21 protein-coding genes are annotated in these 25,391 nt (G+C 62.9%); 15 read left to right on the top strand and 6 right to left on the bottom strand.

Annotated elements, in window-relative coordinates; genetic code table 11:
• Window positions 1-59 precede the first annotated feature (59 nt).
• Both GN330_RS01430 and GN330_RS01425 read right to left on the bottom strand, forming a co-directional pair.
• Window positions 60-1,109: a CobW family GTP-binding protein gene (locus GN330_RS01430; protein WP_156710784.1), complete on the bottom strand. Its 1,050-nt coding sequence runs from the start codon at window positions 1,107-1,109 to the stop codon at window positions 60-62.
• 158 nt (window positions 1,110-1,267) lie between these two features.
• Window positions 1,268-2,041: a creatininase family protein gene (locus GN330_RS01425; protein ID WP_156710783.1), complete on the bottom strand. Its 774-nt coding sequence runs from the start codon at window positions 2,039-2,041 to the stop codon at window positions 1,268-1,270.
• 152 nt (window positions 2,042-2,193) lie between these two features.
• Here GN330_RS01425 and GN330_RS01420 point away from each other — a divergent pair, with 152 nt between their 5' ends.
• The 3 genes from GN330_RS01420 to GN330_RS01410 all read left to right on the top strand — a co-directional run bounded on the left by GN330_RS01420 (window position 2,194) and on the right by GN330_RS01410 (window position 4,813).
• Entirely contained in the window at window positions 2,194-2,664 is a 471-nt protein-coding gene (locus GN330_RS01420) for a MarR family winged helix-turn-helix transcriptional regulator (RefSeq protein WP_156710782.1), read from the top strand.
• A 110-nt stretch (window positions 2,665-2,774) separates the two neighbouring features.
• Window positions 2,775-3,716, top strand: coding sequence for a DMT family transporter (locus tag GN330_RS01415; RefSeq protein ID WP_246188469.1), 942 nt, complete (start codon window positions 2,775-2,777; stop codon window positions 3,714-3,716).
• A gap of 74 nt (window positions 3,717-3,790) precedes the next feature.
• Window positions 3,791-4,813, top strand: a complete 1,023-nt coding sequence (locus GN330_RS01410; RefSeq protein ID WP_156710781.1) for a LacI family DNA-binding transcriptional regulator — start codon at window positions 3,791-3,793, stop codon at window positions 4,811-4,813.
• 138 nt (window positions 4,814-4,951) lie between these two features.
• On the opposite strand, the gene GN330_RS01405 is transcribed toward GN330_RS01410, so the two are convergent.
• Entirely contained in the window at window positions 4,952-5,290 is a 339-nt protein-coding gene (locus GN330_RS01405; protein WP_156710780.1) for a hypothetical protein, read from the bottom strand.
• A gap of 178 nt (window positions 5,291-5,468) precedes the next feature.
• Between GN330_RS01405 and GN330_RS01400 the strand changes: the two genes are divergently transcribed.
• Window positions 5,469-6,440 carry a 2-hydroxyacid dehydrogenase gene (locus GN330_RS01400; RefSeq protein WP_156710779.1) on the top strand — a complete coding sequence of 324 codons (972 nt, stop codon included), beginning with the start codon at window positions 5,469-5,471 and terminating at the stop codon, window positions 6,438-6,440.
• A 61-nt stretch (window positions 6,441-6,501) separates the two neighbouring features.
• Window positions 6,502-6,897 (top strand): hypothetical protein, encoded by a 396-nt coding sequence (locus GN330_RS01395; protein WP_156710778.1) that lies wholly within the window; start codon window positions 6,502-6,504, stop codon window positions 6,895-6,897.
• A gap of 31 nt (window positions 6,898-6,928) precedes the next feature.
• Here the strand turns inward: GN330_RS01395 and GN330_RS01390 are convergent, their stop codons facing one another.
• The gene (locus GN330_RS01390; RefSeq protein ID WP_156710777.1) at window positions 6,929-7,702 is read right to left on the bottom strand and encodes a gamma-glutamyl-gamma-aminobutyrate hydrolase family protein; all 774 of its coding nucleotides are present in this window, start codon (window positions 7,700-7,702) and stop codon (window positions 6,929-6,931) included.
• A 278-nt stretch (window positions 7,703-7,980) separates the two neighbouring features.
• Between GN330_RS01390 and GN330_RS01385 the strand changes: the two genes are divergently transcribed.
• Window positions 7,981-9,087 carry a TRAP transporter substrate-binding protein gene (locus GN330_RS01385; RefSeq protein ID WP_156710776.1) on the top strand — a complete coding sequence of 369 codons (1,107 nt, stop codon included), beginning with the start codon at window positions 7,981-7,983 and terminating at the stop codon, window positions 9,085-9,087.
• 105 nt (window positions 9,088-9,192) lie between these two features.
• On the opposite strand, the gene GN330_RS01380 is transcribed toward GN330_RS01385, so the two are convergent.
• Both GN330_RS01380 and GN330_RS01375 read right to left on the bottom strand, forming a co-directional pair.
• Complete coding sequence (locus tag GN330_RS01380) at window positions 9,193-11,004, bottom strand: TRAP transporter large permease (protein WP_343040147.1); 1,812 nt, start codon at window positions 11,002-11,004, stop codon at window positions 9,193-9,195.
• On the bottom strand, window positions 10,997-11,578 hold the full coding sequence (locus GN330_RS01375) for a TRAP transporter small permease subunit (RefSeq protein WP_156710775.1): 582 nt from the start codon (window positions 11,576-11,578) through the stop codon (window positions 10,997-10,999). The genes GN330_RS01380 and GN330_RS01375 overlap by 8 nt, the downstream gene beginning before the upstream one ends.
• A gap of 429 nt (window positions 11,579-12,007) precedes the next feature.
• Between GN330_RS01375 and GN330_RS01370 the strand changes: the two genes are divergently transcribed.
• The 9 genes from GN330_RS01370 (at window position 12,008) to GN330_RS01330 (ending at window position 25,334) form a co-directional block, all read left to right on the top strand.
• Window positions 12,008-15,484 (top strand): indolepyruvate ferredoxin oxidoreductase family protein, encoded by a 3,477-nt coding sequence (locus tag GN330_RS01370; RefSeq protein WP_156710774.1) that lies wholly within the window; start codon window positions 12,008-12,010, stop codon window positions 15,482-15,484.
• Between the two features lie 149 nt (window positions 15,485-15,633).
• Complete coding sequence (locus tag GN330_RS01365) at window positions 15,634-17,943, top strand: putative bifunctional diguanylate cyclase/phosphodiesterase (protein ID WP_156710773.1); 2,310 nt, start codon at window positions 15,634-15,636, stop codon at window positions 17,941-17,943.
• A 276-nt stretch (window positions 17,944-18,219) separates the two neighbouring features.
• A complete protein-coding gene (locus GN330_RS01360) occupies window positions 18,220-18,999 on the top strand; it encodes an N-acyl amino acid synthase FeeM domain-containing protein (protein ID WP_246188468.1) in 780 nt (259 codons plus the stop codon).
• Window positions 19,000-19,072: 73 nt separating this feature from the next.
• Complete coding sequence (locus GN330_RS01355; protein ID WP_156710772.1) at window positions 19,073-19,747, top strand: Crp/Fnr family transcriptional regulator; 675 nt, start codon at window positions 19,073-19,075, stop codon at window positions 19,745-19,747.
• Between the two features lie 293 nt (window positions 19,748-20,040).
• Entirely contained in the window at window positions 20,041-22,026 is a 1,986-nt protein-coding gene (locus GN330_RS01350; protein ID WP_156710771.1) for an AMP-dependent synthetase/ligase, read from the top strand.
• Window positions 22,023-22,853, top strand: coding sequence for an ABC transporter ATP-binding protein (locus GN330_RS01345; RefSeq protein ID WP_156710770.1), 831 nt, complete (start codon window positions 22,023-22,025; stop codon window positions 22,851-22,853). Before GN330_RS01350 ends, GN330_RS01345 begins: the two co-directional genes overlap by 4 nt.
• 23 nt (window positions 22,854-22,876) lie before the next feature.
• The gene (locus tag GN330_RS01340) at window positions 22,877-23,878 is read left to right on the top strand and encodes a branched-chain amino acid ABC transporter permease (protein ID WP_156710769.1); all 1,002 of its coding nucleotides are present in this window, start codon (window positions 22,877-22,879) and stop codon (window positions 23,876-23,878) included.
• The gene (locus GN330_RS01335) at window positions 23,878-24,258 is read left to right on the top strand and encodes a VOC family protein (RefSeq protein WP_156710768.1); all 381 of its coding nucleotides are present in this window, start codon (window positions 23,878-23,880) and stop codon (window positions 24,256-24,258) included. Before GN330_RS01340 ends, GN330_RS01335 begins: the two co-directional genes overlap by 1 nt.
• Window positions 24,258-25,334 (top strand): branched-chain amino acid ABC transporter permease, encoded by a 1,077-nt coding sequence (locus GN330_RS01330; RefSeq protein WP_156710767.1) that lies wholly within the window; start codon window positions 24,258-24,260, stop codon window positions 25,332-25,334. Before GN330_RS01335 ends, GN330_RS01330 begins: the two co-directional genes overlap by 1 nt.
• The last annotated feature ends 57 nt before the right edge of the window (window positions 25,335-25,391 follow it).

Here is a 25,391-nt window from a genome sequence, read left to right as displayed (position 1 = left end):
TCAGTGCGGTCTGTGGCGCCCCGGTCTTGGAGGCGACGGCGCCAAAGCGAGATCGGGCGTCAGGCCTGGCACGCCTCGAAGGTGCGCTTCAGCCGTTCGGCGTCGAGGTCGCGGCCGATGAAGACGAGCCGGCTTTCGCGTTTTTCGTCGTCGCGCCAGGCACGCTGGTGGTCACCCTCCACGATCATGTGCACGCCCTGCACAACGTAGCGCTCGTCGTCGCCGGCAAGCGCGATGATGCCCTTCAGTCGCAGGATGTTCGGGCCGTCGATCTGGGTCGTCTTCTCGATCCAGGGGAAGAATTTCTTCGGGTCCATCGTGCCGCCGCGCAGCGAGATCGACCGCACCGAGACATCATGGATCGGCGATGCATCATGATGGTGGTGGTGGTCATGGTCGTCATGGGAGTGGTCGTGGTGGTCGCAATCCGGCCCGCATGCGTGGTCGGGATGGTCGTGATCGAGAAAATGCGGATCGTTGTCGAGCGCGCGCGTCAGGTCGAAGGCGCCGCGGTCGAGCACCTCGGCAAGCGGCAGCCCGGCGCGGGTCGCGCGGTGGATGCGCGCCGAAGGATTGATCGCGCGGATGGTGGCCTCGACCGCCGCCAGCTCGTCCTCGTCGACCAGGTCGGTCTTGTTGACGACGACGACGTCGGCGAAGGCGATCTGGTCCTCGGCCTCACGGCTGTCCTTCAGCCGCAGCGGCAGGTGTTTGGCGTCGACCAGCGCCACAACGGCGTCGAGCCGGGTCTTGGCGCGCACGTCGTCGTCCATGAAGAAGGTCTGCGCCACCGGCACCGGATCGGCAAGCCCGGTGGTCTCGACCACGATGGCGTCGAACCGTCCGGGCCGGCGCATGAGGCCTTCGACGACGCGGATCAGGTCGCCGCGCACCGTGCAGCACACACAGCCATTGTTCATCTCGTAGATTTCCTCGTCGGATTCCACGATCAGCTCGTTGTCGATGCCGATTTCGCCGAATTCGTTGACGATCACGGCGTAACGCTTGCCGTGGTTTTCGGTGAGGATGCGGTTGAGCAGCGTCGTCTTGCCTGAACCGAGATAGCCGGTCAGCACGGTGACGGGAAGTTGGGTTTGCGTATCGGACATCAAGTCCCCCGGGGCGGAATTGCGGATCGGCTTCCATATAGGATGGCGGCCGATCCAATGCACGCCGGCAACGGCGAAACAAGGCCCGAATCTCGCCGGCGACTTGTCAAAGGGACAAGCGTGGCGGGAGCGACGACGCGTTGCGGTCCCTTCCGCCGTCAGGCGAGGCCGGCCAGGTCGAAACGGGCGACATCCTCAAGCAATTCGGCAAATCCGCGCGCAGCATGATCGAGCAGGCGTTCGCCGGCCTCCGCGCTGGCTCCGGCGGCATCGCCGACCACGCCAACGGGCGACAGATCCTGCATCGTCCAGCCGAACGCATGCGGGCCGTAGGCGCGCAGATGCTTGAACCGGGCGGCGAAATCCTGCTGCGCGGAGGCGAATGTCGCAGCCTTGTCCATGTCGACCAGATCGGGACGCAACGCCAGCATCACCGACGTCTCGACAAAGCCGCCATGAATACCTAAGGCCCGCTCCGTCTCGCCGACGAGTCCGGCGGGATGTCCGAAGCGCGTCCAGCTCGTGGCGACCGCCAGCATTTTTTCACGCACGCGCAGCTCAGTGGCGACGATCGTCAGCAGCGGCGAATTGCCACCATGGGCGTTGAGCATGACGAATTTCCGGCAGCCGCGCACGGCCTGCTCCGCGCCGATCGCGATCCAGCGTTCCACCGCCTCGCGATAGGACAGGCTTTTGGTGCGGCCGAGATCGAGATGTTCGATCGAATATCCGACCGGCTCGACCGGCAACAAGGTCGCCGCGACGCCGCGCGGCAGCAACCGGGCGGCACGCGTTGCGACCGCTTCGGCGATGATGGTGTCCGTTTCGGCGGGCAAATGCGGGCCGTGCTGCTCGGTCGCGCCGAGCGGCAGGACGGCGATGTCTTCGCCGGCGTGCGCGCGCTCGTCTTTGCCGGCTTTGATCTTTGTCATTGAACTGCAATCAACCTCTGCCATAAGTTCGTCGGCGAATTAGTCGGCCGGTTCTTATGCCGTCTTTTCGCCCGCTGGAAGAACGACGCCCAGGCTCATGTCGCGGCGGGCGCCGAAATCTAGATCGATTGTGGCGAACATGGGAGGGGCGGATGGCCAAATCGGAAAAGGGGGCGTCGATCAACCGCCTGCAATCGACCGCGCGGCTGGTTCGCACGTCGCTCGCCGCGCGTCTGCTCGATCACGGCTTTTATGCTGGCCAGGACCAGATCATGCTCGCGCTCGCGCATGAAGACGGCCAGACGCCTGGCCAGCTCGCCGGACGTCTCGGCGTGCGCCCACCCACCATAACCAAAACCATCAATCGGCTCCAGGCGCAGGATTTCCTGTTCAAGCGTCCGTCCGACAACGACGCCAGGCAAGCCCATATCTTCCTGACCGAGACCGGTCGCGATGCGATCAAGTCGATCGAGAAATCGGTGCGCAAGACGGAGAAGATTGCGCTCAAGGGGTTCGACAAGAAGGAGCAGAAGGCGTTCCTGAAAGTGCTCGCACGCATCGAGGACAATCTCGCCGGGACGGGACAGGCCGGGTTCGCGGAGGAGGCGGGCGAGGACGTTTGAAGCGGGACGGGCTGTCGCCGTGCGGCGGGAGCGCTCGAAAATAGGCCTTGCCCTTGGGGACGGTATGGCCGACACGGCAGGGCGCTTTCTCACGAGATCGGCAGCAGGCCTTGAGCAAAGTCAATTCCGTCACCGATACCGCGACGCCGTTGGCCGCGATCCTGCTCGTGTTTGCGGCCGGGCTGCTGTTTTCCTTCCTTGATACCAGCGCGAAATTTCTGGGCGCGGCCGGGCTTGCGCCGCCCTTCATCGCCTGGGTTCGCTTCGCGGTCCATTTGGTTCTTGCCGTCCTCATCCTGCGACCATGGCGTCATCGCGCCGCGTTCCGGGTCGCCAGCGGACCGTTGCAAGTGTTGCGTGGCATGTTTTTGTTCGGCGCGACCTTCTTCAATTTCCAGGGGCTGAAGTCGCTGCAGCTCGCCGAGGCGGTGTCGATCTTTTTCTTCGCACCGATGGTCATCACCGCGCTCGCCGGCCCGTTTCTGGGCGAATGGGCCGGATGGCGGCGCTGGGCGGCGATCATTGTCGGCTTCGCCGGCGTGCTGGTGATCACGCGCCCCGGTTTCGGCGTTTTCGAGGTCGGTCATCTCTACCTGATCTGTGCGATGCTGAGCTATTCGTCCTACGTGATCATGACCCGCAAGATGAGCGCTACGGAGACCGCCGAGAGCCTGATTTTCTATTCGGCGCTGGCGCCGGTGATCCTGATGGCGCCGGCGGTTCCGTTCTACGGATCGGTGCCGGCAACGGCGGTTGAGTGGATCGTGCTCATGTCGCTCGGCATCTATGGCGGGTTGGGCCACTGGCTGCTGATAAAGGCCTACCGGCAGGCGACCACCGGAGCCCTCGCGCCCTATCCCTACCTGCAAATGGTGTGGATGATCGTGCTCGGCTATCTCGCCTTCGGCGACGTGCCGGACGGCTTCACCCTGGGCGGCGCGGCGATCATCGTGGCGAGCGGGCTTTATATCGTGCATCGCGAGCGCCGGTTGCGGCTGCGCTCGGCTTCCGCGCCGAATGCGGAAACCGAAAGCCTGTCGAAAAGGCTTTGAAATGCCGTAGGGCGATGGCATAAGCGCGATTAAACAGTTTAAAACGACCTGGGCGGATCGACGGGAGGGGCGTTCTGGCGCAGAAAATAAAGCTTTCGACCATTGCCGAGGCGCTCGGCGTCTCCACCGCGACCGTGTCGCTGGCGCTTCGGGACAGTCCATTGGTTGCCGACACCACGCGGGAACGCATCAAGGAACATGCGCGCGCCATCGGCTATATCTACAACCGGCGCGCGGCCAGCCTGCGCACCTCGCGATCCGGCATTGTAGGCGTGGTCGTGCACGACATCATGAACCCGTTCTTTGCCGAAATCCTGCGTTCGATCGAGAGCGAACTCGACCGCAGCCGGCAGACTTTTTTGCTGTCCAACCATTACGATCAGCTCGAAAAGCAGCGGACCTTCGTCGACACACTGCTGCAGCTCGGCGCCGACGGCGTCATTATGTCGCCGGCGATCGGAACGCCGCGGGAAGACATCCGGCTGATCGAGGAAAACGGACTTCCCGCCGTGCTGATCGCGCGCTCGGTCGAGGGCGCGGAGGTGCCGGTTTTTCGCGGCGACGATGCTTACGGGATCGGGCTTGCCACCAATCATCTGATCTCACTCGGCCACCGTCGCATCGCCATGATCGGCGGCACGGACCAGACCTCGACCGGCCGCGACCGTTACCAGGGCTATGTCGCGGCGATGGAAAAGGCCGGCCTCGTCGTCGCGCCGCACTGGCGCATTCCGGGGCCGCGCACCAAACAGGGCGGCTTTGAGGTCGCCGGACAATTCCTCGCTCTGCCCGACAAGCCGACCGCGGCGGTGTGCTGGAACGACCTGGTGGCGATCGGGTTGATGAACGGCATCGCCCGTGCCGGGCTCGTGCCCGGTCTCGACATCTCGGTGACAGGCTACGACGATCTCGAGGAAGCCGCGATCGCGACGCCGGCCCTGACCACGGTGTGGAACGGCCAGCGCGACGTTGGCCGCCGCGCGGCTCGGGCGTTGCTTGACCGGCTGAACGGCGTTCCGGTCACCGCCTCGCAGGAGCTGATCAAGCCGGAACTGCATGTACGCCAATCGACCGGAAAACCCGTCGAGCGCGACTGACCGGGTACCGGCACAACGACCCCGGGACGAAACTCCCCGATCGCAACATGGTCGGCATCCACGATCCGTCCCGAAAAGACAAAAGAATACGGCTCCCGCCTCGAAAGGCGGGAGCCGTCGATGTCTGGAACCGTTCCTTTACATCGCGTCGACCTGTTCGCAAAGGCTAACGGTGATGGTGCCGTAAGAGCCGCGGTTTTCCATGGCTCGCTCGCACGCCGCCTTGATCTCAGCCTGATCGTCCTTGCCAAGCTCGGCGAAGATTTCCTTCACCTCGGTGTCCGGACGCATCTCAGTCATGGTCTCGTCGGTGAAGAAGCCACCCATGCGATCAGCGTTTTCCTCATACATCACGCGCTCGTCGTCGGATTTGAAGTTCGGCCCCGAACCTGCTTTCGAGGTCGCGCTGGTCGTCTGCGCGATGGCGCCGCCGGTAGCCAGTCCGGCCGCAAGCACGGCTGCGGTGAGAATCTTCATTTTCATCTCGGTTCTCCTTTCATTGGTTGGACTGTCCACACAACGTGGGTGGCCGAGAACCTGTTCCGAAATTTTTCGATCACGGATTTGCGAGCGCGTGTGCGGCGGCATGCTTGCCGGCGGGGCGAGCCATGCTTACGGTGCCGGCGCGACGGCAATAAAGGATCGGTGTCATCTCATGCGCGACGTTTCAATCCTGGTACCCGGCAAGCTGCACGAGCATGCGGCCAAGCGGATTTCAGAAGAGTTCCGGCTGGTGCCACTCCAGGCCGCCGATCCCGTCCTGCTGGCCGGGCGGGACGCCAGCGCCATTCGCGGCATCGCGGCGATGACCACGATCGACGCGGCTTTTATCGATGCGCTGCCGAAACTGGAAATCATCGCCAATTTCGGCGTCGGCTACGATGCCGTGGACGCAGGCCACGCCGCGTCGAAGAATATAATGGTGACCAACACGCCCGACGTCCTGAACGAGGAGGTCGCCGACACCGCCGTTGGATTGCTGCTCAATACGGTGCGCGAGTTCGCCAGGGCCGAGGCCTATCTGCGCGCAGGCCGCTGGGCGCGGGAAGGGGGTTATCCGCTGACGGCATCGACCCTGCGCGGCCGCCGCGTCGGCATTTTCGGCCTGGGACGCATCGGCCAGGCGATCGCGCGCCGGCTGGAGGCCTTCGGCCTGCCGATCGCCTATCATAATCGCCGACCGGTCGCCGACGTCTCCTACGCCTATCACGACAGTCTGCGCGGGCTCGCCGAGGCGGTCGATGTGCTCGTCTCGGTGGCTCCGGGCGGGGCGCAGACGCACAAGATCGTCAACGCCGAGATTTTCGAGGCGCTCGGCCCCGACGGCATCTTCCTCAATATCGGGCGCGGCAGCACGGTCGACGAGGAGGCACTGATCGCGGCGCTTGCTGCCGGTACCATCCGGGCCGCCGGTCTCGACGTCTTTTCCGATGAGCCCCATGTGCCGCGGGCTCTGCTCGAACTCGACAATGCGACACTGTTGCCGCATGTCGGCTCGGCCTCGCGTGCAACGCGGGAGGCGATGGCCGATCTGGTCGTCGACAACCTGATCGCCTGGTTCGATGAGGGGCGCGTGCTGACGCCGGTTCCCGAAACCGCCGGCCTTGCCGCGGTGCGAACCGGTTAACGAATCGTTAACCGGTTCGCACCACCCTTCCTTGCGGGGGTACAAGCAGGGATGATTCGCGGTGAAGCTGTTTTCCGCATGTGCCTTGGCGCTTGTCGCTACGGCCGGAGCCTATGTGACGACGGGAGAGGCGCTCGATAGCGCGCCACTGACGAAAGCTTCCCAGGCACCTGAAGGGCATTATTCGCTCTACCGGGTCGGCGGTTCGGGACGTTGTTCCGTCGAACGCGCGGGCGATGCGACGCAAGGTCGGTTCGAGCTCGTCCTCGAACCCGACTGCGGTGAACTCGACGAACGGTTCGCGCGGGTCCGCTTCGGCCAAGAGCAGGGCGACGGATTGTTGAGCTTCCTGTCGGAGGACGGCACGCCGATAGTCGAATTCGCGATCGCGGATGGCGTCGACTACGAGTCTGTGCGACCGGAAGCGCCGATATTCCAGCTTCTTTCCCAATTCTGATACTGGACGCCGTGCGACGGGGCGGGAAGGTCTATTCGGCCGCCGCCTGCGCACGGCTTCGCTTGGCCGCGTGATCGCGTACGGCTGAACCGAACGCCTGGAAGATCCGGCGCGAGGCGCCGTCGGTTTCGACCCAATATTCGGGATGCCATTGTACGCCGACTGCGAAGGCCTTGGCGTCGAGAACCGAAACGGCCTCGATCGTTCCGTCTTCGGCCACCGCCTCGACCTTGAGGCGTGGTCCCAGTCTTTCGACGGCTTGCCGGTGAACCGAATTGACCTCGATCAAGCCGGTTTCGAATATGTCGGCCAGCCACGAGCTCTCGGCGAAGCTGACCGGATGGCGGATCGCGAAACGATCGTCCTGAACCTCGCTTGGCGGAGCTCGGTGATCCATGATTCCGGGGCGCTCCTGAATCTCGGTTGCGAGCGTTCCGCCGAGCGCGACGTTCAGTTCCTGGATGCCGCGGCAGATCGCGAGCAGCGGCACGCCGCGTTCGACCGTCTTGCGGATCAGCGGCAGCGTGGTGGCATCGCGGGCCTCGTCATAGGGACCGTTGCGTTCGCTGGGATCGCCGCCATAGAGCGAGGGATGGACATTGCTTTTCGAGCCGGTGATCAGCACCCCACCGACCTGGTCGAGCAATGCGTCGAAATCGATGCGCGGCCCGAAGGACGGCAAGAGAACGGGCAAAACCCCGGCTCCGGAGAGCGCGGCCTCGATATATTGCTGTGGCGTGGCGTGCCAGGTGTAGCGGTCGAAGACGCGCACATCGGTGGAGATGGCGACAAGGGGCGGGTGCATCGATGATCTTGTCCGGCGAGGCGGTTGGTTTACTTGGTCCTGCCCTTCATGTCGGCCGGCTTCGTGCCCGCGTCAAGCCCGGCTCGCCAGGGGCTCGCTGCGCCGATCGGCGAAAGTGCCGAGATATTAGCCGATTACCGCGAAAATATAGGAAAATAGGTGGAGGGCCGAATGCTGGACACATCGCTTCGAGCGTGTATTGTCGCTGGCTGAAACCGTTGGATGGCCATCTCGGCTCGATGCGGATTTCGATAGATCCACGAATGGGAGGAAACGGAATGGATCGTCGTTCATTTATCAAGAAGGCGGGTGTTGCCGGCGCGGGCGCTGCGGCGGCCACAACGCTGGCCGCACCCGCAATTGCGCAGTCGATGCCGAAAGTCACCTGGCGATGCACCTCTTCGTTCCCGAAAGCGCTCGATACGATCTTCGGCGCGGCCGAAACGATGGCGAAGTTCGTCAACGAAGCCACTGACGGCAATTTCCAGGTTCAGGTGTTCGCCGCCGGCGAGATCGTGCCGGGCCTGCAGGCGGCCGACGCGGCTTCCGCCGGAACAGTCGAGCTCGCGCACACCGCCTCCTACTATTATTGGGGCAAGGATCCGACCTACGCGCTCGGCACCGCGATTCCCTTCGGTCTCAACTACCGCCAGCAGAATGCCTGGTACTATTATGGCGACGGCAACAAGCTCATGAACGAGTTTTACGCCACTCAGGGCCTCTACGGCATGCCGTGCGGCAATACCGGTGCGCAGATGGGCGGCTGGTTCCGCAAGGAAATCAATACCGTGGCCGACATGCAGGGCCTGAAGATGCGCATCGGCGGCATGGGCGGCAAGATTATCGAGAAGGTCGGTGTGGTGCCGCAGCAGATCGCCGGCGGAGACATCTATCCGGCGCTCGAAAAGGGCACTATCGACGCCACCGAGTGGGTCGGACCTTATGATGACGAGAAGCTCGGCTTCAACAAGGTGGCCCAGTACTACTATTATCCGGGCTGGTGGGAAGGCGGACCGGTTCTGCACACGCTCGCCAATCTCGACAAGTGGAACGAATTGCCGAAGCCGTATCAGGCCATCCTGGAAACCGCGTGTCGCGCGGCCAATGCCGACATGATGGCCAATTACGACTACAAAAACCCGGCCGCGCTCAAGCGGCTCGTGCAGGGCGGCGCGCAATTGCGGCCCTTCAGCCAGGAGATCCTCGAGGCTTGCTACACCGCGGCCCTGGAGACCTATGACGAGATCAACGCGCAGAACGCGACGTTCAAGAAAATCTACGACAACCAGTTGGCGTTCAAGAAGGATGCGTATCTGTGGGCTCAGCTCACCGAATACAATTTCGACACCTTCATGATGATCCAGCAGCGCGCCGGCAAGCTCTGACGCGCGAACCATTTTCGGTTCAGGACACGAAACCCCGGGGCAACGGCCCCGGGGTTTTTTTTGTCGATCCGTAAGGTCTCTGCGGGTGCGCGAAATGCGACCCGGCTATTCGATCTTCGGCGGCTGGCTGAGATCGATCGCGGGCACCGGTGCCGGGGTTGCGCCTTCGGGCTGCAGGTTGAGCGGCGGCAGACCGAATGGCGCGGGCTCTCCCTGAGTGCCGCCATTATTGTTGGGCATGCCCAGGGGCGGAAGACCAAACGGCGAAGGCTGGTCGCCGTCACCGCCATTTGCCGGTGGTGGCCCGAGCGGAGGAAGCTGGATTTCGACATCTCCCCCGCCGACCCCCGGCGCCGACTTATAGTGGGTGACGAGTTGCGGGAACGAGATCACGATCAGGATCATGATGAACTGGATCACGATGTAGGGCAGGGCACCCTTGTATATCTCGAAGGTCTTGATCCCCGGCAAGACCCGGCCCGACACTGTGTCGGTCCAGTCGTGCATGGGTGCGATCGAGCGCAGGTAGAACAGCGAGAACCCGAAGGGCGGCGTCAGGAACGAGGTCTGCAGGTTGATGCCGAGGATGACGCCGAACCAGATCAGGTCGATCCCCAGACTTTCGGCCGCCGGCGCGAGCAGCGGCACGGCGATGAAGGCGATTTCGAAAAAATCGAGAAAGCAGCCCAGAATGAAGATGATGATGGTGACGAAGATTAGGAAGCCGTACTCGCCGCCGGGCAACGACAACAGCAGTTCCTCGATCCAGATATTGCCGTTGATGCCGTAGAAGGTCAGGCCGAACACGCGCGCGCCGATCAGGATGAACATGACGAAGGCGGCGAGCTTGGTGGTCGAATCGAGCGCCTGCTTGAGGACGGTGAGGTTGAGCCGACCCTTCACCAGCGCCAGGAACAGTGCGCCGGTCGCACCCATCGCGCCGCCCTCGGTGGGCGTGGCGATGCCGAGGAAGATCGTGCCCAGAACGAGGAAGATCAGCGCCAGCGGCGGGATCAGCACGATCACCACCTGTTCGGCGAGGCGCGATAGGATGCCGAGCTTGAGCTGGCGGTTGATCAAGCTGAACAGATAGGCGGCAAGCGTCGCCACCGTCGCCGCCCAGACCAGGCGCACCTCGTAGCGCATATCGGCGAAAATGGTGTTGTAGGTGATCAGGTAGATTGTCACCGCCGCCGCGAGAACGGCGATGAGCGAGGTCACGCCACCGCCCAGCGTGCGCGCCTCGGGAGGCAGGGCCGGCACCCATTCCGGCCGGACGAAGCTGAGAACCAGGACATAGAGACAATAAAACGTCACGATGATCAGGGCCGGCAGCAAGGCGCCGACATACATGTCGCCGACCGAGCGGCCGAGCTGGTCGGCCATGACGATCAGGACCAGCGAAGGCGGCACGATCTGCGCCAGTGTGCCCGAGGCGGCGATCGTTCCGGTCGCGACGCTTTTGTTGTAGCCGTAGCGCATCATGATCGGCAGCGAGATCAGTCCCATGGCGATCACCGAGGCCGCGACCACGCCGGTCGTGGCGGCGAGCAGCGCGCCGACGAGCACGGCGGCGAAGGCGAGGCCGCCGCGCACCGGGCCGAACAATTGGCCGATCGTCTCGAGCAGATCTTCGGCCATGCGCGAGCGTTCGAGGATGAGCCCCATGAAGGTGAAGAACGGCACCGCCAGCAGGGTGTCGTTGTACATGATGCCGTAGACTCGTTCGGGATGGGACTGCAGCAAGGGCCAGAACAGCCGAATCTCGCTCGAGATCGCCGACATCTCGACGCCGATGGCGAAGAACAACAGCCCGCCGGCGGCGAGCGTGAAGGCGACCGGGTAGCCGATCAGCAGCATCGCCATCACGCAGACGAACATGATGGGTGCGAGATTGTGGGCGACGAAGTCAGTCACGATCCTTCGTCTCCATCTCGATCGCGGCCTCGGCGGCCGGAGGCAAATCGTGCGAGGGGGTGGGGTCGTCGATGTCACCGCGAATGACGGCGATGCGCTTGATGATCTCCGACAGCGCCTGCGCCGCCAAGAGGATGAAGCCGGCCAGCACCATCATCTTCGCCGGCCAGATCACCAGGCCGCCGGCATTGGCCGAGATTTCACCGCTGCGATAGGACAACCAGAACCAGGGCCAGCATAGCCACACCATCAGTGCCACGAAGGGCAGCAGGAAGGTGATGTGACAGATCAGGTCGACCCAGTCGCGGGTGCGCTTGGAAAGGCGGTTGGACAGGATGTCGATGCGTACATGCTCATTGCGCTGCAACGTATAGGCGGCGGCGAGCATGAACACCGTGCCGTAGAGATACCATTGCAATTCCAGCCAGGCATTGGACGACATGTCGAACGCCTTGCGGATGCTGGCGTTGCCGGCACTGATCAATACCGCGACGAGAATGAGCCACGACACCTGGCGGCCGACAAACTCGTTGATCGTGTCGACAAGCCGTGAGAGCGCGAGCAAAGCCGCCATTCACTTCCTCCCGTTTCAAGCGCCCGCCAAGCGGGCAATTCCCCGAAGCTGGGCAGCGGCCATTCATGGCTCTTGTGTCGATTGCCGCCCGGCTGGCCACCGAGCTTATCCCGGTGGACCTGGCCGTGATTACCAGCTTTGACAGTTCATTCAAAGACGATTGGCGTTCAAACGTACTCCCCATTTCGCATTAGGTATTTTTGCCGTATGGACCTGGTAGCCGGCTCTTCGGGTCGGCTTGCGCGCGCCGAAAGGAAAGTACGCGAGCGGCGTCACCGGGGTCACGATCATCCGCCAATAAGGCTGAAACAGTAGCGATCTTGCGCTGTGCTAGGTTTTGCGAAATTTGTTTGACGCGGCCGCTTTGGAATTGAACACTCCGGCGGGTAAAGCGGTGTCCGCGCGGCAGCGGGCTTCGCGGAGGAACCGATGACCCTTCACGACGTTTCGCTCGACGACAAATACGACCTCGAAAAACGGCGCATCTACGTGTCCGGCGCGCAGGCGATCATTCGCATGCTGTTGATGCAGCGCGAGCGTGACCGGCTTGCCGGGCTCGACACGGCCGGTTTCGTTTCCGGCTATCGGGGTTCGCCGCTGGGCGGTCTCGACCAGCAATTGTGGCGGGCGAAGAGCGAACTCGAACGGTCCAGCATCGTTTTTCAGCCCGGCCTCAACGAGGAACTGGCGGCGACCGCCTGTTGGGGCGCGCAGCAGACCGAACTGCTTGGCGAAGGCAAGCATGACGGCGTGTTTTCGGTCTGGTACGGCAAGGGTCCGGGGGTCGATCGGTCCGGCGACGTTTTTCGGCACGCCAATCTCGCTGGATCGTCCGGGAATGGCGGCGTGCTGGCCCTGATGGGCGACGACCACACGGCCGAATCGTCCACCAACGCGCACGCCACCGAGTTTCTTTTCGTCGACACGATGATCCCGATCTTCAATCCGGCCGGCGTGCAGGAACTGGTCGACTACGGCCTCTACGGCTTTGCGCTGTCGCGTTTCGCCGGAACCTGGTCGGCGATGAAGTGCGTGAAGGACAATATCGAATCGACGGGGTCGGTCGATGTCGCGCTCGACCGGCTGAAGGTCGTCCTGCCCGAGTTCGACATGCCGCCGGGCGGGCTCAACATCCGCCACGAACTCGACCAGATGGGGCAGGAAGCCCGGCTGCACGAATTCAAGCGGGCGGCGGCGGCGGCCTTCATCCGCGTCAACAATCTGAACAAGATCGTCTATTCGGGCGGCCGGACTCCCAAGATCGGCATCATCACCGTCGGCAAGAGTTATCTCGACGTGCGCCAGGCGCTGGAGGATATCGGCATCGACGAGGCCGGGGCCAATCGTATCGGCCTGCGGCTGTTCAAGGTCGCCTGCCCGTGGCCGCTCGACCTCGAGCACATACGCGATTTCGCGCGCGGTCTGGAAATGATCATCGTCGTGGAGGAAAAGCGTTCGCTGATCGAGGTTCAGGTGCGCGAGGATCTCTACGGAACCGCTATGCAGCCGATGGTCGTCGGCAAGAAGGACGAGCGCGGCGACTGGCTGTTTCCCGCCAAGGGTGCGCTCGATCCCAACGACATTGCCATTGCCATCGGCGAACGGATCCTGAAAGTGATCGGCCCGTCCGAGGAGATCGCGGCGCGGGTCAACAGGCTCAGACAGTTCCAGGCCATGCTGGCCGAGACGACCGACGTGGCGAGCCGCACGCCCTATTTCTGCTCCGGCTGCCCGCACAATTCCTCCACCAAGGTGCCGGACGGCTCGATCGCCGGCGCCGGCATCGGTTGCCATTTCATGGCTTTGTGGATGGACCGCAGCACGGTCGGCTTCACCGCGATGGGCGGGGAGGGCGCGCAATGGGTCGGTCAGGCGCCGTTTTCCAAGCGCGAGCATATCTTCCAGAATCTCGGCGATGGCACCTATAACCATTCCGGTTCGTTGGCGATCCGCTTCGCGATCGCATCCGGCGCCAACATCACCTACAAAATTCTCTACAACGACGCGGTCGCCATGACCGGCGGGCAGCCGCACGAAGGTTCGCTCAGCGTGGAGATGATCGCCAATCAGATGCGCGCCGAGGGGATCGGGCGTATCGCGATCGTCACCGACGAGCCCGACAAATATGCCGGCAAGGCGAGCTTTCCGAGCGGAGCGACGATCCATCATCGGGACGACCTCGACCGGGTCCAGCGCGAGTTACGCGTGGTCAAGGGCGTTTCGGTGCTGCTCTACGACCAGACCTGCGCGGCGGAAAAGCGGCGGCGGCGCAAGCGCGGCACCTATCCCGATCCCGACAGGCGCGTGATTATCAACGAACTCGTCTGCGAGGGCTGCGGCGATTGCGGCGTCCAGTCCAATTGCGTGTCGATCCAGCCGGTCGAGACCGAATATGGCCGTAAGCGGCGCATCGACCAGTCGAGCTGCAACAAGGACTTTTCTTGCGTCAACGGTTTCTGTCCGTCCTTCGTGACGGTTCATGGGGCGAAGATCCGCAAATCGCGGGGGATCGCCGGTTCGGCCGATCCGCTGGAGGGGGTACCCGTTCCCCGGCTTTCATCCCTTTCCGGTGGCTGGTCGGGGATCATCGACGGTATCGGTGGCACCGGCGTCGTCACCGTCGGCGCGGTGCTGGGCATGGCCGCGCATCTGGAAGGCCGCGGCTGCGGCCTGATCGACATGGCCGGTCTCGCCCAGAAGGGCGGCGCGGTGTTTACCCATGTGCGCATCGCCGAGACGCCCGAGGCGGTCCATGCCATTCGGGTCTCGGCCGGCAAGGCCAACATGGTGCTGGGCTGCGACCTGGTGGTGTCGGGCTCCAAGAAAGTGCTGTCTGCCGTGCGCGAGAACGAGACCGTCTTCGTCGCCAACACGGCGGAGGTCATGCCGGGCGATTTCGCCCGCTCGCCGGGATTTTCGTTGCCGGCCGAGAGGCTGAAAAAGGCGATCCGGGCGGCCGCGGGCGAAGACAAGGCCTTTTTCTTCGACGCCACACGCACGGCGGCGGTCCTGTTCGGCAATTCGCTCGGCGCCAACATGTTCATGCTGGGCCTGGCCTATCAGCATGGCGGGCTGCCGGTCTCGGCCGAGGCGATCGAGCACGCGATCGCGCTCAACGGTCAGGCGGTGGCCATGAATGTCGATGCGTTTCGCTGGGGACGGCGCGCCGCGCACGAGCCGACTTTCGTGCGCGAACTGGTCGGGCGGGTCGGATCCGCATCCGGTGCCGAACAGCCGGCCGACACGCTCGACGAGATCGTCTCGCGGCGTGCCGCCTTTCTCACCGCCTATCAGAATGCGGCCTTTGCCGACCGTTACCGGACGCGGATCGCGGCGGTGCGGGCAAAGGAGACCGAAATGGTTCCCGGATCGAGCGCGGTCACGGAGGCCGTGGCGCGAAACCTGTTCAAACTGATGGCGGTCAAGGACGAATACGAGGTCGCGCGGCTCTATACGGACGGGTCGTTCGCCAAGCAGCTTTCGGCCGAGTTCGAGAACTACGATCGGCTCGAATTCCACCTCGCGCCACCGATCATGGGTAGAAAGAGTGCCGACGGCCGGCCGAGAAAGAGCGCGTTCGGACCCTGGATGATGCGCGCGTTCCGCCTGCTGGCGGCGATGAAGGGGCTGCGCGGCACCCGGCTCGACCTTTTCGGCTATTCGCGGGAGCGGCGCATGGAGCGCGGTCTTCTGGCGGAGTACGAAGCCGACATCGACACGGTGCTTTCCGGCCTGACGCCGGAGCGCGCCGACGCGGCCGCCGCCCTTGCCAGCCTTCCTCAGATCGTCAAGGGATATGGCCACGTCAAGGATGCCAATGTGCGGAAAGCCGCCGAGGAGAGGACGCGGCTCTTGGCCCGCTTCAAGGCTGGCGATGCGGCCAAGGCGCTGGAAGCGGCGGAATAGCGAGCGCTTCATCGACGTCGCGAGGGCTGGGCGTCGCACCGGGCTGTCGCGGTCCGATGCAACCATGAAAGGCGTAAGTCGCTGAATACGCGGGAAGCGTTTTATTAACAGGACCGTGCCATAGTCCGGCCTCCTGAGCGGACTATGGCATGGACAGGATCAAGAAGCGCGACATCCCAATCGATATCTATATCCCGTTCGTGGAAACGCTTTTCCGCGATGGGCTGACTTTGTCTGTTGGTCTCGTCGCCCAGACCCTGCTTGTCGTTCTGTGTTACTGGAAGACCGGAGACCCGGTTTACCTCCTGGTCGCTGTCGCCATGGTCATGGTCGGCGTCCTGAGGCTGCGCAATATCCGCAAATACAGCAACCGTCCGCCGCCCGCGACCGGCGCCGAGGCCAAGGCGCGAGAGAGAGACTACATCGTGTTCGGGTCCATGCATGGTTTCATGCTGGGCTTTTTCTGTTTCGTGGGCATCTATCTCGCCCACGACAGTTTCGCCGAAATCGCCTCCGTGGCGGTGACGCTCGCCTCCGCGACCTCGATTGCAGGGCGCAATTACGGCTCGCCGCGCATGGTCATGATTTTCATCATGACCATGACTTGGCCGATCTCGATCGGCTTCATCCTGCGCGGCGACGTCTACCACATCATCCTCGGCTGCATGGCCTTTCCGTTCTTCTTCGCCATCAGGCGCTTCGCCGACATGGTACGCGAGGTGCTGTTTTCGGCGCTTTCAGAGGAAAAGAAGGCCAACCGGCTTGCGCAGCGTTTCAACCGGGCGCTCAACACCATGTCGCACGGCCTGGTGATGCTGGGACCCGACAGTCGCGTCGTCGTCGCCAACGCCGAGGCCGCGCGACTGATGTCGGTGGCCACGCCCGACCACCTCGTCGGGCGTTCCCTCAAGGCGCTGCTGATGCGCGGCGCGGCGGGCGGCCTGATCAGCTACAAGGATTGCGGTTTTGTCGAAGGACAGCTCACGCGTGCTCTGCGCGAGGGCCGCAACCGAAAACTGCTCGTCAGTCTGTCCGACGGGCGCTACCTGGAATTTTCGGCGCGCGAGGGTGACGACGAGCTCGGGGTGATCACGTTCGAGGATGTGACCCAGCGTGTCCAGGCGGACGAGAAGATCCGCCACATGGCGCGTTACGACACTCTGACGGGGCTGCCCAACCGCGCCTATTTCCAGGAGATCGTCGCCGAACAGTTGGCCGGTGGCGATCGCGAGCGCAACTGCGCGCTTGCCGTACTCGACATGGATGATTTCAAGACCGTCAACGACACGCTCGGCCATCCCGTCGGGGACGGCCTGATTTACGCGATCGCCGAGAAGCTCGGCTGCTTCGCCGACGAGGACATCAAGGTCAGCCGGTTCGGCGGCGACGAGTTCGTGATCTATTTCGACCGTGTCCACGACGAGCTCCATCTCGGTCAGATTCTCGACGGAATTTTCGCCGGTCTTGCCGACGAGGTGGACGTGGCGGGTCACCTTTTGCGCGTGCAGCTGAGCGCGGGAGCGGTTCTGCTGCCGGTCGCGTTCGGCGACGTTGACGGCATGATCGTCAAGGCCGACCTTGCGCTTTATCGCGCCAAGGAGACCGGCAAGAATGGCTGGCAGCTGTTCGAGGCGTCGATGGACGCCGCTTTCCGCGAAAAGCAGATGCTGAAAGCGGATCTGCGCAATGCGGTCGAGGCGCGCGCGCTGCGCGTGGTCTACCAGCCGATCGTCGGCATGGATTCCATGCGCATCGAAAGCTGCGAGGCGCTGTGCCGCTGGCAGCATCCCGAGCTGGGCGCGGTTTCACCGGGGGTTTTCATTCCGCTGGCGGAGGAGATGGGCATCATCTCCGACATCAGCGTACAGGTTCTGGAGGCAGCCTGCCGCGAATGCGCCAAATGGCCGGAGCCGATCGGCGTTTCAGTCAATCTCTCGGCGCGCGACTTTCGCGATTCCGACATCATCGCCACCGTGGCCGACGCGCTCGCCGAGAGCGGCCTGGCGCCGGAACGGCTCGAGATCGAGGTCACCGAAACCGCGATCCTCGACGATAAATTGTCGACACGGAAATATCTGCAGGAGATCCGCGACCTCGGCGTGCGGATCGCGCTCGACGATTTCGGTACCGGCTATTCGAGCCTGAGCTATCTGCACACACTGCCACTCGACAAGGTGAAGATCGACCGCAGCTTCCTCAAGGACGTCACCGACGACGAACGTTCGCTCGAATTGTTGAAAGGGGTCGTCCATCTGTCGCGACAGGTTGGGCTCAGGGTCACGATGGAAGGCGTCGAAACCTTCGACCAGCTCCGACTGCTGTCGCAGGAGGTCAAGCCCGACCTGTTGCAGGGGTTCCTGTTCGGCGCCGCGCTTTCGGCCTCCGGTATCGAAACCATGTCCAACACGGTGTGGCCTTTCGCCGAGGATTTGCGCGCCACGCATGTCGCGGCGCGATAGGAAACGGTCCAACCTGCGAGACGATCGCGCCCCGGCTCCCCCATACGCAGGCGAGGTATGGTCGCCAGGACATGACAACGCCCCGCCCGCGAACCTCTTCTCATCAACCGTTTCGGCCGACCATGGGGTTGACGTCGCGTAATGGCGCGATCGCGCAATAGGGCCAGGGGGCCGTTAACGTTAACGCTAAGTAAACGCTGGCATGAGAAGTTTCAGCTTTACTTGAACGGGGCTTGGTCTACCGTTGAGCGTGCGAGGTACGGGGAATTGGGTGACATGAATGCGAATCCGGCGCTGTCGGGCGCAGTGCTGCGCGCGGGAGCTGAGAGAAACCATTCGGAAATTTCCGCATTTGCCAGGAATGTGCTGGCCGTGCTCGAACGCACCGAATATCGGCGCGTGGAGGGGGGTGAGGATCTGGAAGACATCTACCGGCTGCGGTACAAATCCTACCGTGCCGCCGACATGGTATCCGAAATACCCGGCCAGGCCGTGTACGATTCCCTCGACGACCTCGACAATTGCTACCGCTTCGGCATCTATATCGACGGAAACCTGGTTTCGACCATTCGCATTCATCATGTGACCAAGAAGAGCCCGGTCTCTCCGTCGGTGACGGTCTATGGCGACATCCTGAACGCGCGCATCCGCGCCGGCGATACCTTCATCGATCCGAGCCGTTTCGCCGCCGACCCCGAGTGGTCGCAGATCTATCCACAAATCCCCTATCTGACGCTGCGCATCGCCGGCATGGCGTGTTTTCATTTCGACGCGCCCTATTGCCTATCGACCATCCAGGAGGACCACACCGGTTTCTACCGGCGCATCTACATGTCGGAACAGATCGGTGGGGTGCGCAGCTATCCGGGCCTCAACTACCCGGTGGTACTGTTCCAGGCCAACGTGCATGCCATCGAGGAGCGGTCCTTCGCCCGGTTTCCATTCTTCAAGTCGACCCGCATGGAGCAGCGACTGCTGTTCGACCGACCGGTCACCGGCGCGCGCGCGCCTCTGACCGTGCTGCCGACCGCGCGCCGTTCGGAGCGCGCCGCCTGACCGGGCACCGCTCGCTTGTTTTCCGGCGCGCGCGCGTCCATAACGGCGCCGTCGCACGGTAGTCCGGAAAGACATGGGTACGAAGGAAGACATCGTCGGCAACGCGATCTGGGCTGAGGAACTCACCGCCGAGGAACTCGACCGCGCGCGCCGCGGCACCATCGAGAAAACCTTCGCGAAGGGCAGCTATATTTGTCATCGCGGCGACAAGCTCGATTACTGGACCGGCGTCGTCGACGGGCTGGCTAAGATTTCAGCCGTGTCCAGCGACGGCAAGGCAATGACATTTGCCGGTGCGACGTCGGGAAGCTGGTTCGGCGAGGGCTCGGTGCTGAAGGGCGAGGCGCGGCAATACGATCTCGTCGTCCTGCGCGATACCCGCCTGGCGATGATGAACCGCGCCACCTTCATGTGGCTTTACGAAAACAGCCGTGGCTTCAGCCGCTTCCTGGTCCGCCAGCTCAATGAACGCATGGGCCAGTTCATCGCGACGATCGAGTATGATCGTATCCTCAGCCCACGCGCCCGTGTCGCCCGCAATCTGTCCTGGTTCTTCAACCCGGTGCTTTACCCGACGGGCAAGAGCGACATTGAGATTTCCCAGGAGGAACTCGGCCTGCTTGCCGGCGTTTCCCGAGCCGTCGCCAACCGCGCCTTGCAGGACCTGGAGGAAGAGGGGCTGCTCCAGTGCGAGCACGGCCGCATCAAGGTGATCAAGCTCGAAAGGCTGAAGCGCTACGAGCCTTGACCGGGGCGCATGGCCACGCGCCACAGCCAAACAGATCAGATTGTGTGGGATGGAAATCAAGGTCTTCGCCAAGATACCAGACCATCGCCACGCTTGTCTGTCAATCGCGAAGTTGAATGGCCGGGCCCTTCGTGTGATTTTGTTTTCAACGTGCTGAAACTGGACCGGATGTCAAAAAAGCCGGCCAGGTTAGCCAAACGGACAAGATGGGTGAACTTGCGCGCTGGGCCAAGCCGCGCGATAAATGTGGACCAACCGCAGAAACAAGGCGGGGTTCGGGAGGATGATGGGAGATGGTTGCTGCGGCCAACGCCGACAGGACACTTGATACGTTTCCGAAGTATCTGCTGCTGAACGCCGACCGGTACGGCAATCGCGCCGCCATGCGGCACAAGGATTACGGCATTTGGCAAAGCTGGACCTGGGCGGAACAACTCGCGGAGGTGAGGGCCTTCGCCCTGGGGCTGGAGACGCTGGGTTTCGTGCGTGGCGACAAGGTCGCCGTCGTCGGGTCGAACCGCCCGCGGCTCTACTGGTCGTTTGCCTCGATCCAGTCGCTCGGTGGCGTGCCGGTGCCAGTCTATGCCGATTCGGTCGCCGAGGAGATGGCCTACGTGCTCGACCACGCGGAGGTGAAATTCGCGGTCGCGCAGGATCAGGAGCAGGTCGACAAGCTGCTTTCGATTTCCGAAGACGTACCGAGCCTCAAGCACATCGTTTATGACGAACCGCGCGGGCTACGCGATTACGATCACACCCACCTGCATTCCTATGCCGAACTGCGCGAAACGGGGCTTGCCGCCGTTTCGGCGTCATCCGATGCGCTGAAACGCTGGGAAGCGTTGCTGGCGGCCGGCAAGGGCGACGATCTTGGCATCATCCTCTACACGTCCGGCACGACCGGCCGCCCGAAGGGGGTGATGCTGTCCAACGACAATCTGGTGAAGTCCGCCCTGCACGGTAACGCCTTCGACAATCTCGATGTCGACGAGACGACGATCGCCTATCTGCCGCTGGCCTGGGTCGGCGATCACGTGTTTTCCTATTCGCAGTCCTACACGGCCGGCTATTGCGTGAGCTGTCCGGAAAGCCCTGAAACCGTGACCGAGGATCGCAGGGAGATCGCGCCAACCTATTTCTTCGCGCCGCCGAGGGTGTTCGAGGGCCTGCTGACGGCGATCATGGTGCGCATGGAGGATGCCGGACCGCTGAAGAAGCGCATGTTCGATCATTTCATCGCCCATGCGCGCACGGTAGGCGAACCGATTCTCAACGGCGAAAGCGTCGGGTTCTGGGACCGGGTGAAATACGGGCTCGGCGATCTGATGGTCTATGGGCCTCTGAAGAACAGGATGGGCCTGTCGCGCATGCGGGTCGGCTACACGGCCGGCGAGGCGATCGGGCCGGAACTGTTCCGCTTCTACCGCGCCCTCGGGCTGAACCTGAAGCAACTCTACGGTCAGACGGAGGCCTGCGTCTACATCACCGCGCAGCCGGACGGCAAGATCAGGGCCGATACGGTCGGGCTGCCGTCGCCGGGCGTGGATGTGAAGATCGCCGACAATGGCGAGGTGCTGTATCGCTCCGACGGCGTCTTCCTCGGCTACTACAAGAACGAGGAGGCGACCCGCGCGACCAAGACGGAAGACGGCTGGGTGCATACGGGCGATGCCGGGCTGTTCGACGCCGAGGGCCATCTCAAGATCATCGACCGGGCCAAGGATGTCGGCAAGCTGCGCTCGGGCGCGCTGTTTGCGCCGAAATATATCGAGAACAAGCTGAAATTCTATCCCGACGTCAAGGAGGTCGTGGCGTTCGGCGACGGTCGCGATTTCTGCGCCGTGTTCATCAATATCGATCTGGAATCGGTCGGGAGCTGGGCCGAACGCAACAATGTGTCCTACGGTTCCTATCAGGAACTGGCCGGTCATCCCGACGTCTACAAGAGCATGGCCAGCCACATCGACGCGGTGAACCGCTCGCTGGCGGAAGAGGAGCTGATGGCCCCCTCGCAGATCCGTCGCTTCCTGGTCCTGCACAAAGAACTCGACGCCGATGATGGCGAATTGACCCGCACCCAGAAGGTGCGCCGTTCCTTCATCGCCGATCGTTACGGCGAGTTGATCGAGGCGCTTTACGACGGCACGACCGAAAAACACGTCGAGACCGAGGTGACCTTCGAAGACGGTCGCAAGGGCAGCCTCAAGGCTTTGGTACGGATCGTCGATGCGCCCGTCCACGGCCTCGACCCCAAGCCGGTGAGAGAGGCCGCCGAATGAACCGGGCCGTCGATCCAAGGGACCTGAACGTTCATCATGCGGACGGTGTCGCCAAGGGCGACGTCTTGCTTGAGGCGAAGGACGTGTCGCTGCGTTTCGGCGGAGTCAAGGCGATCACCAAGATCTCCTTCGACATCCGCAAAGGCGAGATCCGCGCCATCATCGGGCCGAACGGCGCCGGCAAGACCTCGATGCTGAACGTTATCAACGGGTTCTATACCCCGCAGGAAGGCACGATTACTTTTCGCGGCGTCGAGCGCCGCGCCATGCGCACTACCGACGCCGCCCGGCAGGGCATCGCACGCACCTTCCAAAACATCGCGCTGTTCAAGGGCATGACCACGCTCGACAACATCATGACGGGCCGGATCACGCTGCAGAAGAGCAACATTTTCGCACAGGCGATCTGGCGCGGCCCGGCGCTGCGCGAGGAGCTGGAACATCGCCATCGCGTCGAGGAGATCATCGACTTCCTCGAAATCCAGCATATCCGCAAGGTGCCGGTCGGGCGCCTGCCCTACGGCCTGCAAAAGCGGGTCGAACTGGGCCGGGCTCTGGCGGCCGAGCCCGCGCTGCTTCTGCTGGATGAGCCGATGGCTGGCATGAATTTGGAGGAGAAGGAGGACATGAGCCGCTTCATCCTCGACGTGAACAGCCAGTTCGGCACCACGATCGCCTTGATCGAGCACGACATGGGTGTCGTCATGGACATCTCCGACCGGGTCGTCGTCCTCGATTACGGTCGCAAGATCGGCGACGGACCGCCCGACGAGGTGTCGAAGAACCAGAACGTGATCGACGCCTATCTCGGCGTCCCGCACGAATGAAGAGCTGAGGAGAACGCTGTCGCATGAGCCCGGCCTTCCTGTATTTCCTCGAAACGGTCCTGAACGGGCTGATGACCGGCGTGATGTATTCGCTGGTCGCGCTGGGCTTCGTGCTGATCTTCAAGGCCTCGGGCATTTTCAACTTCGCGCAGGGTGTGATGGCGCTGTTTGCCGCGCTGACCCTGGTCGGACTGCAGACCGGGCAGGTGCCGTTCTCGCACCTGATCAACGCGATCTTCGGGACCGACTTCCACCAATTCGGCTGGACCCTGCCGGCTTTCGTGGCGGTCATCGGAACGCTCGTGGTGATGATCGTGTTCGCCTATTTGTTCGAAAAACTGGTGCTCAAGCATCTCATCAACCAGGAGCCGATCATCCTGTTCATGGCCACGATCGGTCTTGCCTATTTCCTTGAAGGGTTCGGCGATTTGATGTGGGGCGCCGACATCAAGGCGCTCGACATCGGCATTCCCTCCGGCGGCTCCTTCTGGCTTGAGGACGTGACCCGGGAATGGGCGGCCGAGGGGTCCGACTATTTCGGCATGTATATCGACAAGCTCGACGTGGTTGCCGCGCTGGTCGCGGTGGTACTGGTGCTGCTGCTGATGCTGTTTTCGCAATACACCGCCACCGGCCGGGCCTTGCGCGCGGTCGCCGACGATCACCAGGCCGCCATGTCGGTCGGCATTTCACTGCGCAATATCTGGGTGATCGTGTGGTCGATCGCCGGTTTTGTCGCGCTGGTCGCGGGCATCATGTGGGGCGCGAAGTCGGGGGTCCAGTTTTCGCTGTCGCTGATCGCGCTCAAGGCGCTGCCGGTCCTCATCCTCGGCGGCTTCACCTCCATTCCCGGCGCGATCGTCGGTGGCCTCATCATCGGGGTCGGCGAAAAACTGGCCGAGCTCTATGTCGGCCCGTTCGTCGGCGGCGCGATCGAAAACTGGTTCGCCTACGTCGTTGCTCTCGTCTTCCTTTTGTTCAGGCCGCAGGGCTTGTTCGGCGAAAAGATCATCGAGAGGGTTTGATGACGCACAGGAGCAGGCCCGGCGTGTTCGTGATCGATTGCCAGACGGATGATCTGTCGGAGGCGGCGGCCTTTTGGAGTGCCGCGCTCGGCGAGCGGGTGATCGTCGACGACGATGGCAAATATGCGCGGGTGGGGGACTATGACCGGCGGCCGCGCATGTTGCTGCAGGCCGTCGAGCATCCATCCCGCATTCATCTGGACATCGAGACGGACGACCGCGAAGCCGAGGCAAAGAGGCTGGAGGCCGCCGGTGCGCGCCGGATCGAGACGCGCGAGCGGTGGATCATCATGGAAGCGCCGAGCGGGCATCGCTTCTGCCTGGTCGGGCCGCAGGGGGACGATTTCGCCGAAGACACCAAGATGTGGGGAGACGCCTGATGCTCTACCGTGAAGCGGGCGATTTCAAAACCACCTATGTCGCCGACATGCAGACCTTCCCGATCCGCGGCGAGCGCCTCCTGTTCTGGCTGTTCGTGGCGGTCTGTTTCGGCGTCGTACCGTTCTTCATCACCGGGTATTGGGAAAAGTCGATCATCGTGCCGTTCCTCGTATGGTCGATGATCGCGCTCGGCCTCAATATCCTGACGGGCTATTGCGGCCAGGTCTCGCTCGGCACGGGCGGGTTCATGGCCGTGGGCGCTTTCGCCTGCTACAAGCTGACGACCGCCTTTCCCGAACTCAATATCGTGCTGATCATCGTCATGTCCGGCGCGGTGACGGCCGGCGTGGGTATGCTGTTCGGCCTGCCTTCGCTCAGGATCAAGGGGTTTTATCTCGCGGTCGCCACGCTTGCCGCGCAATTTTTCCTGGTTTGGTGCTTCAACAAGTTCGGCTGGTTCTACAATTATTCTGCGTCGGGTCAGATCAGCATGCCGACGCGGACGCTGTTCGGCGTGGCGGTGACCGGTCCGGACGCGCCCTCATGGGCGACCTACCTGGTGTGCCTGTCCTTCGTGTTCGTGTTCGCCTGGGTGGCGCGCAATCTGACGCGCGGTCGGCTCGGACGCAGCTGGATGGCGATGCGCGACATGGACATCGCCGCGCAGATCATGGGGGTTTCCCCCTTCAACGCCAAGCTGTCGGCCTTCGCCATTTCATCCTTCTATGTCGGTATGGGCGGCGCGATGTTCTTTGCCATCTATCTCGGCGCGGCCGAGGTTACGGAGGCGTTCGGCATCGACAAATCCTTCGACGCGCTGTTCATGATCATCATCGGCGGGCTCGGCTCGATCCTCGGCTCCTTCCTGGGAGCCGCCTTCATCGTTGTGTTCCCGGTGTTTTTGAAAAATGTCATGGTCGGCGGGCTTGGTTGGTCGACGGACCTAGCGGCCCATATCGAGATCATGACAGTCGGGGCGCTGATCATCTTCTTCCTGATCGTCGAGCCGCACGGGCTTGCCCAGCTTTGGCGCCTGACGAAAGAAAAACTGAGGCTTTGGCCATTCCCCTACTAGCGCGATACAATCATCTCAACCGGCCAATCGCGGCCGGGAATAAGTACTGAAAGTCTC

The sequence above is a fragment of the Nitratireductor arenosus genome, assembly GCF_009742725.1.
Taxonomy (GTDB): domain Bacteria; phylum Pseudomonadota; class Alphaproteobacteria; order Rhizobiales; family Rhizobiaceae; genus Mangrovimarina; species Mangrovimarina arenosa.
The sequence above is the reverse complement of the archived record's forward strand: the minus strand, read 5'-3'. Positions and strand labels throughout refer to the sequence as shown.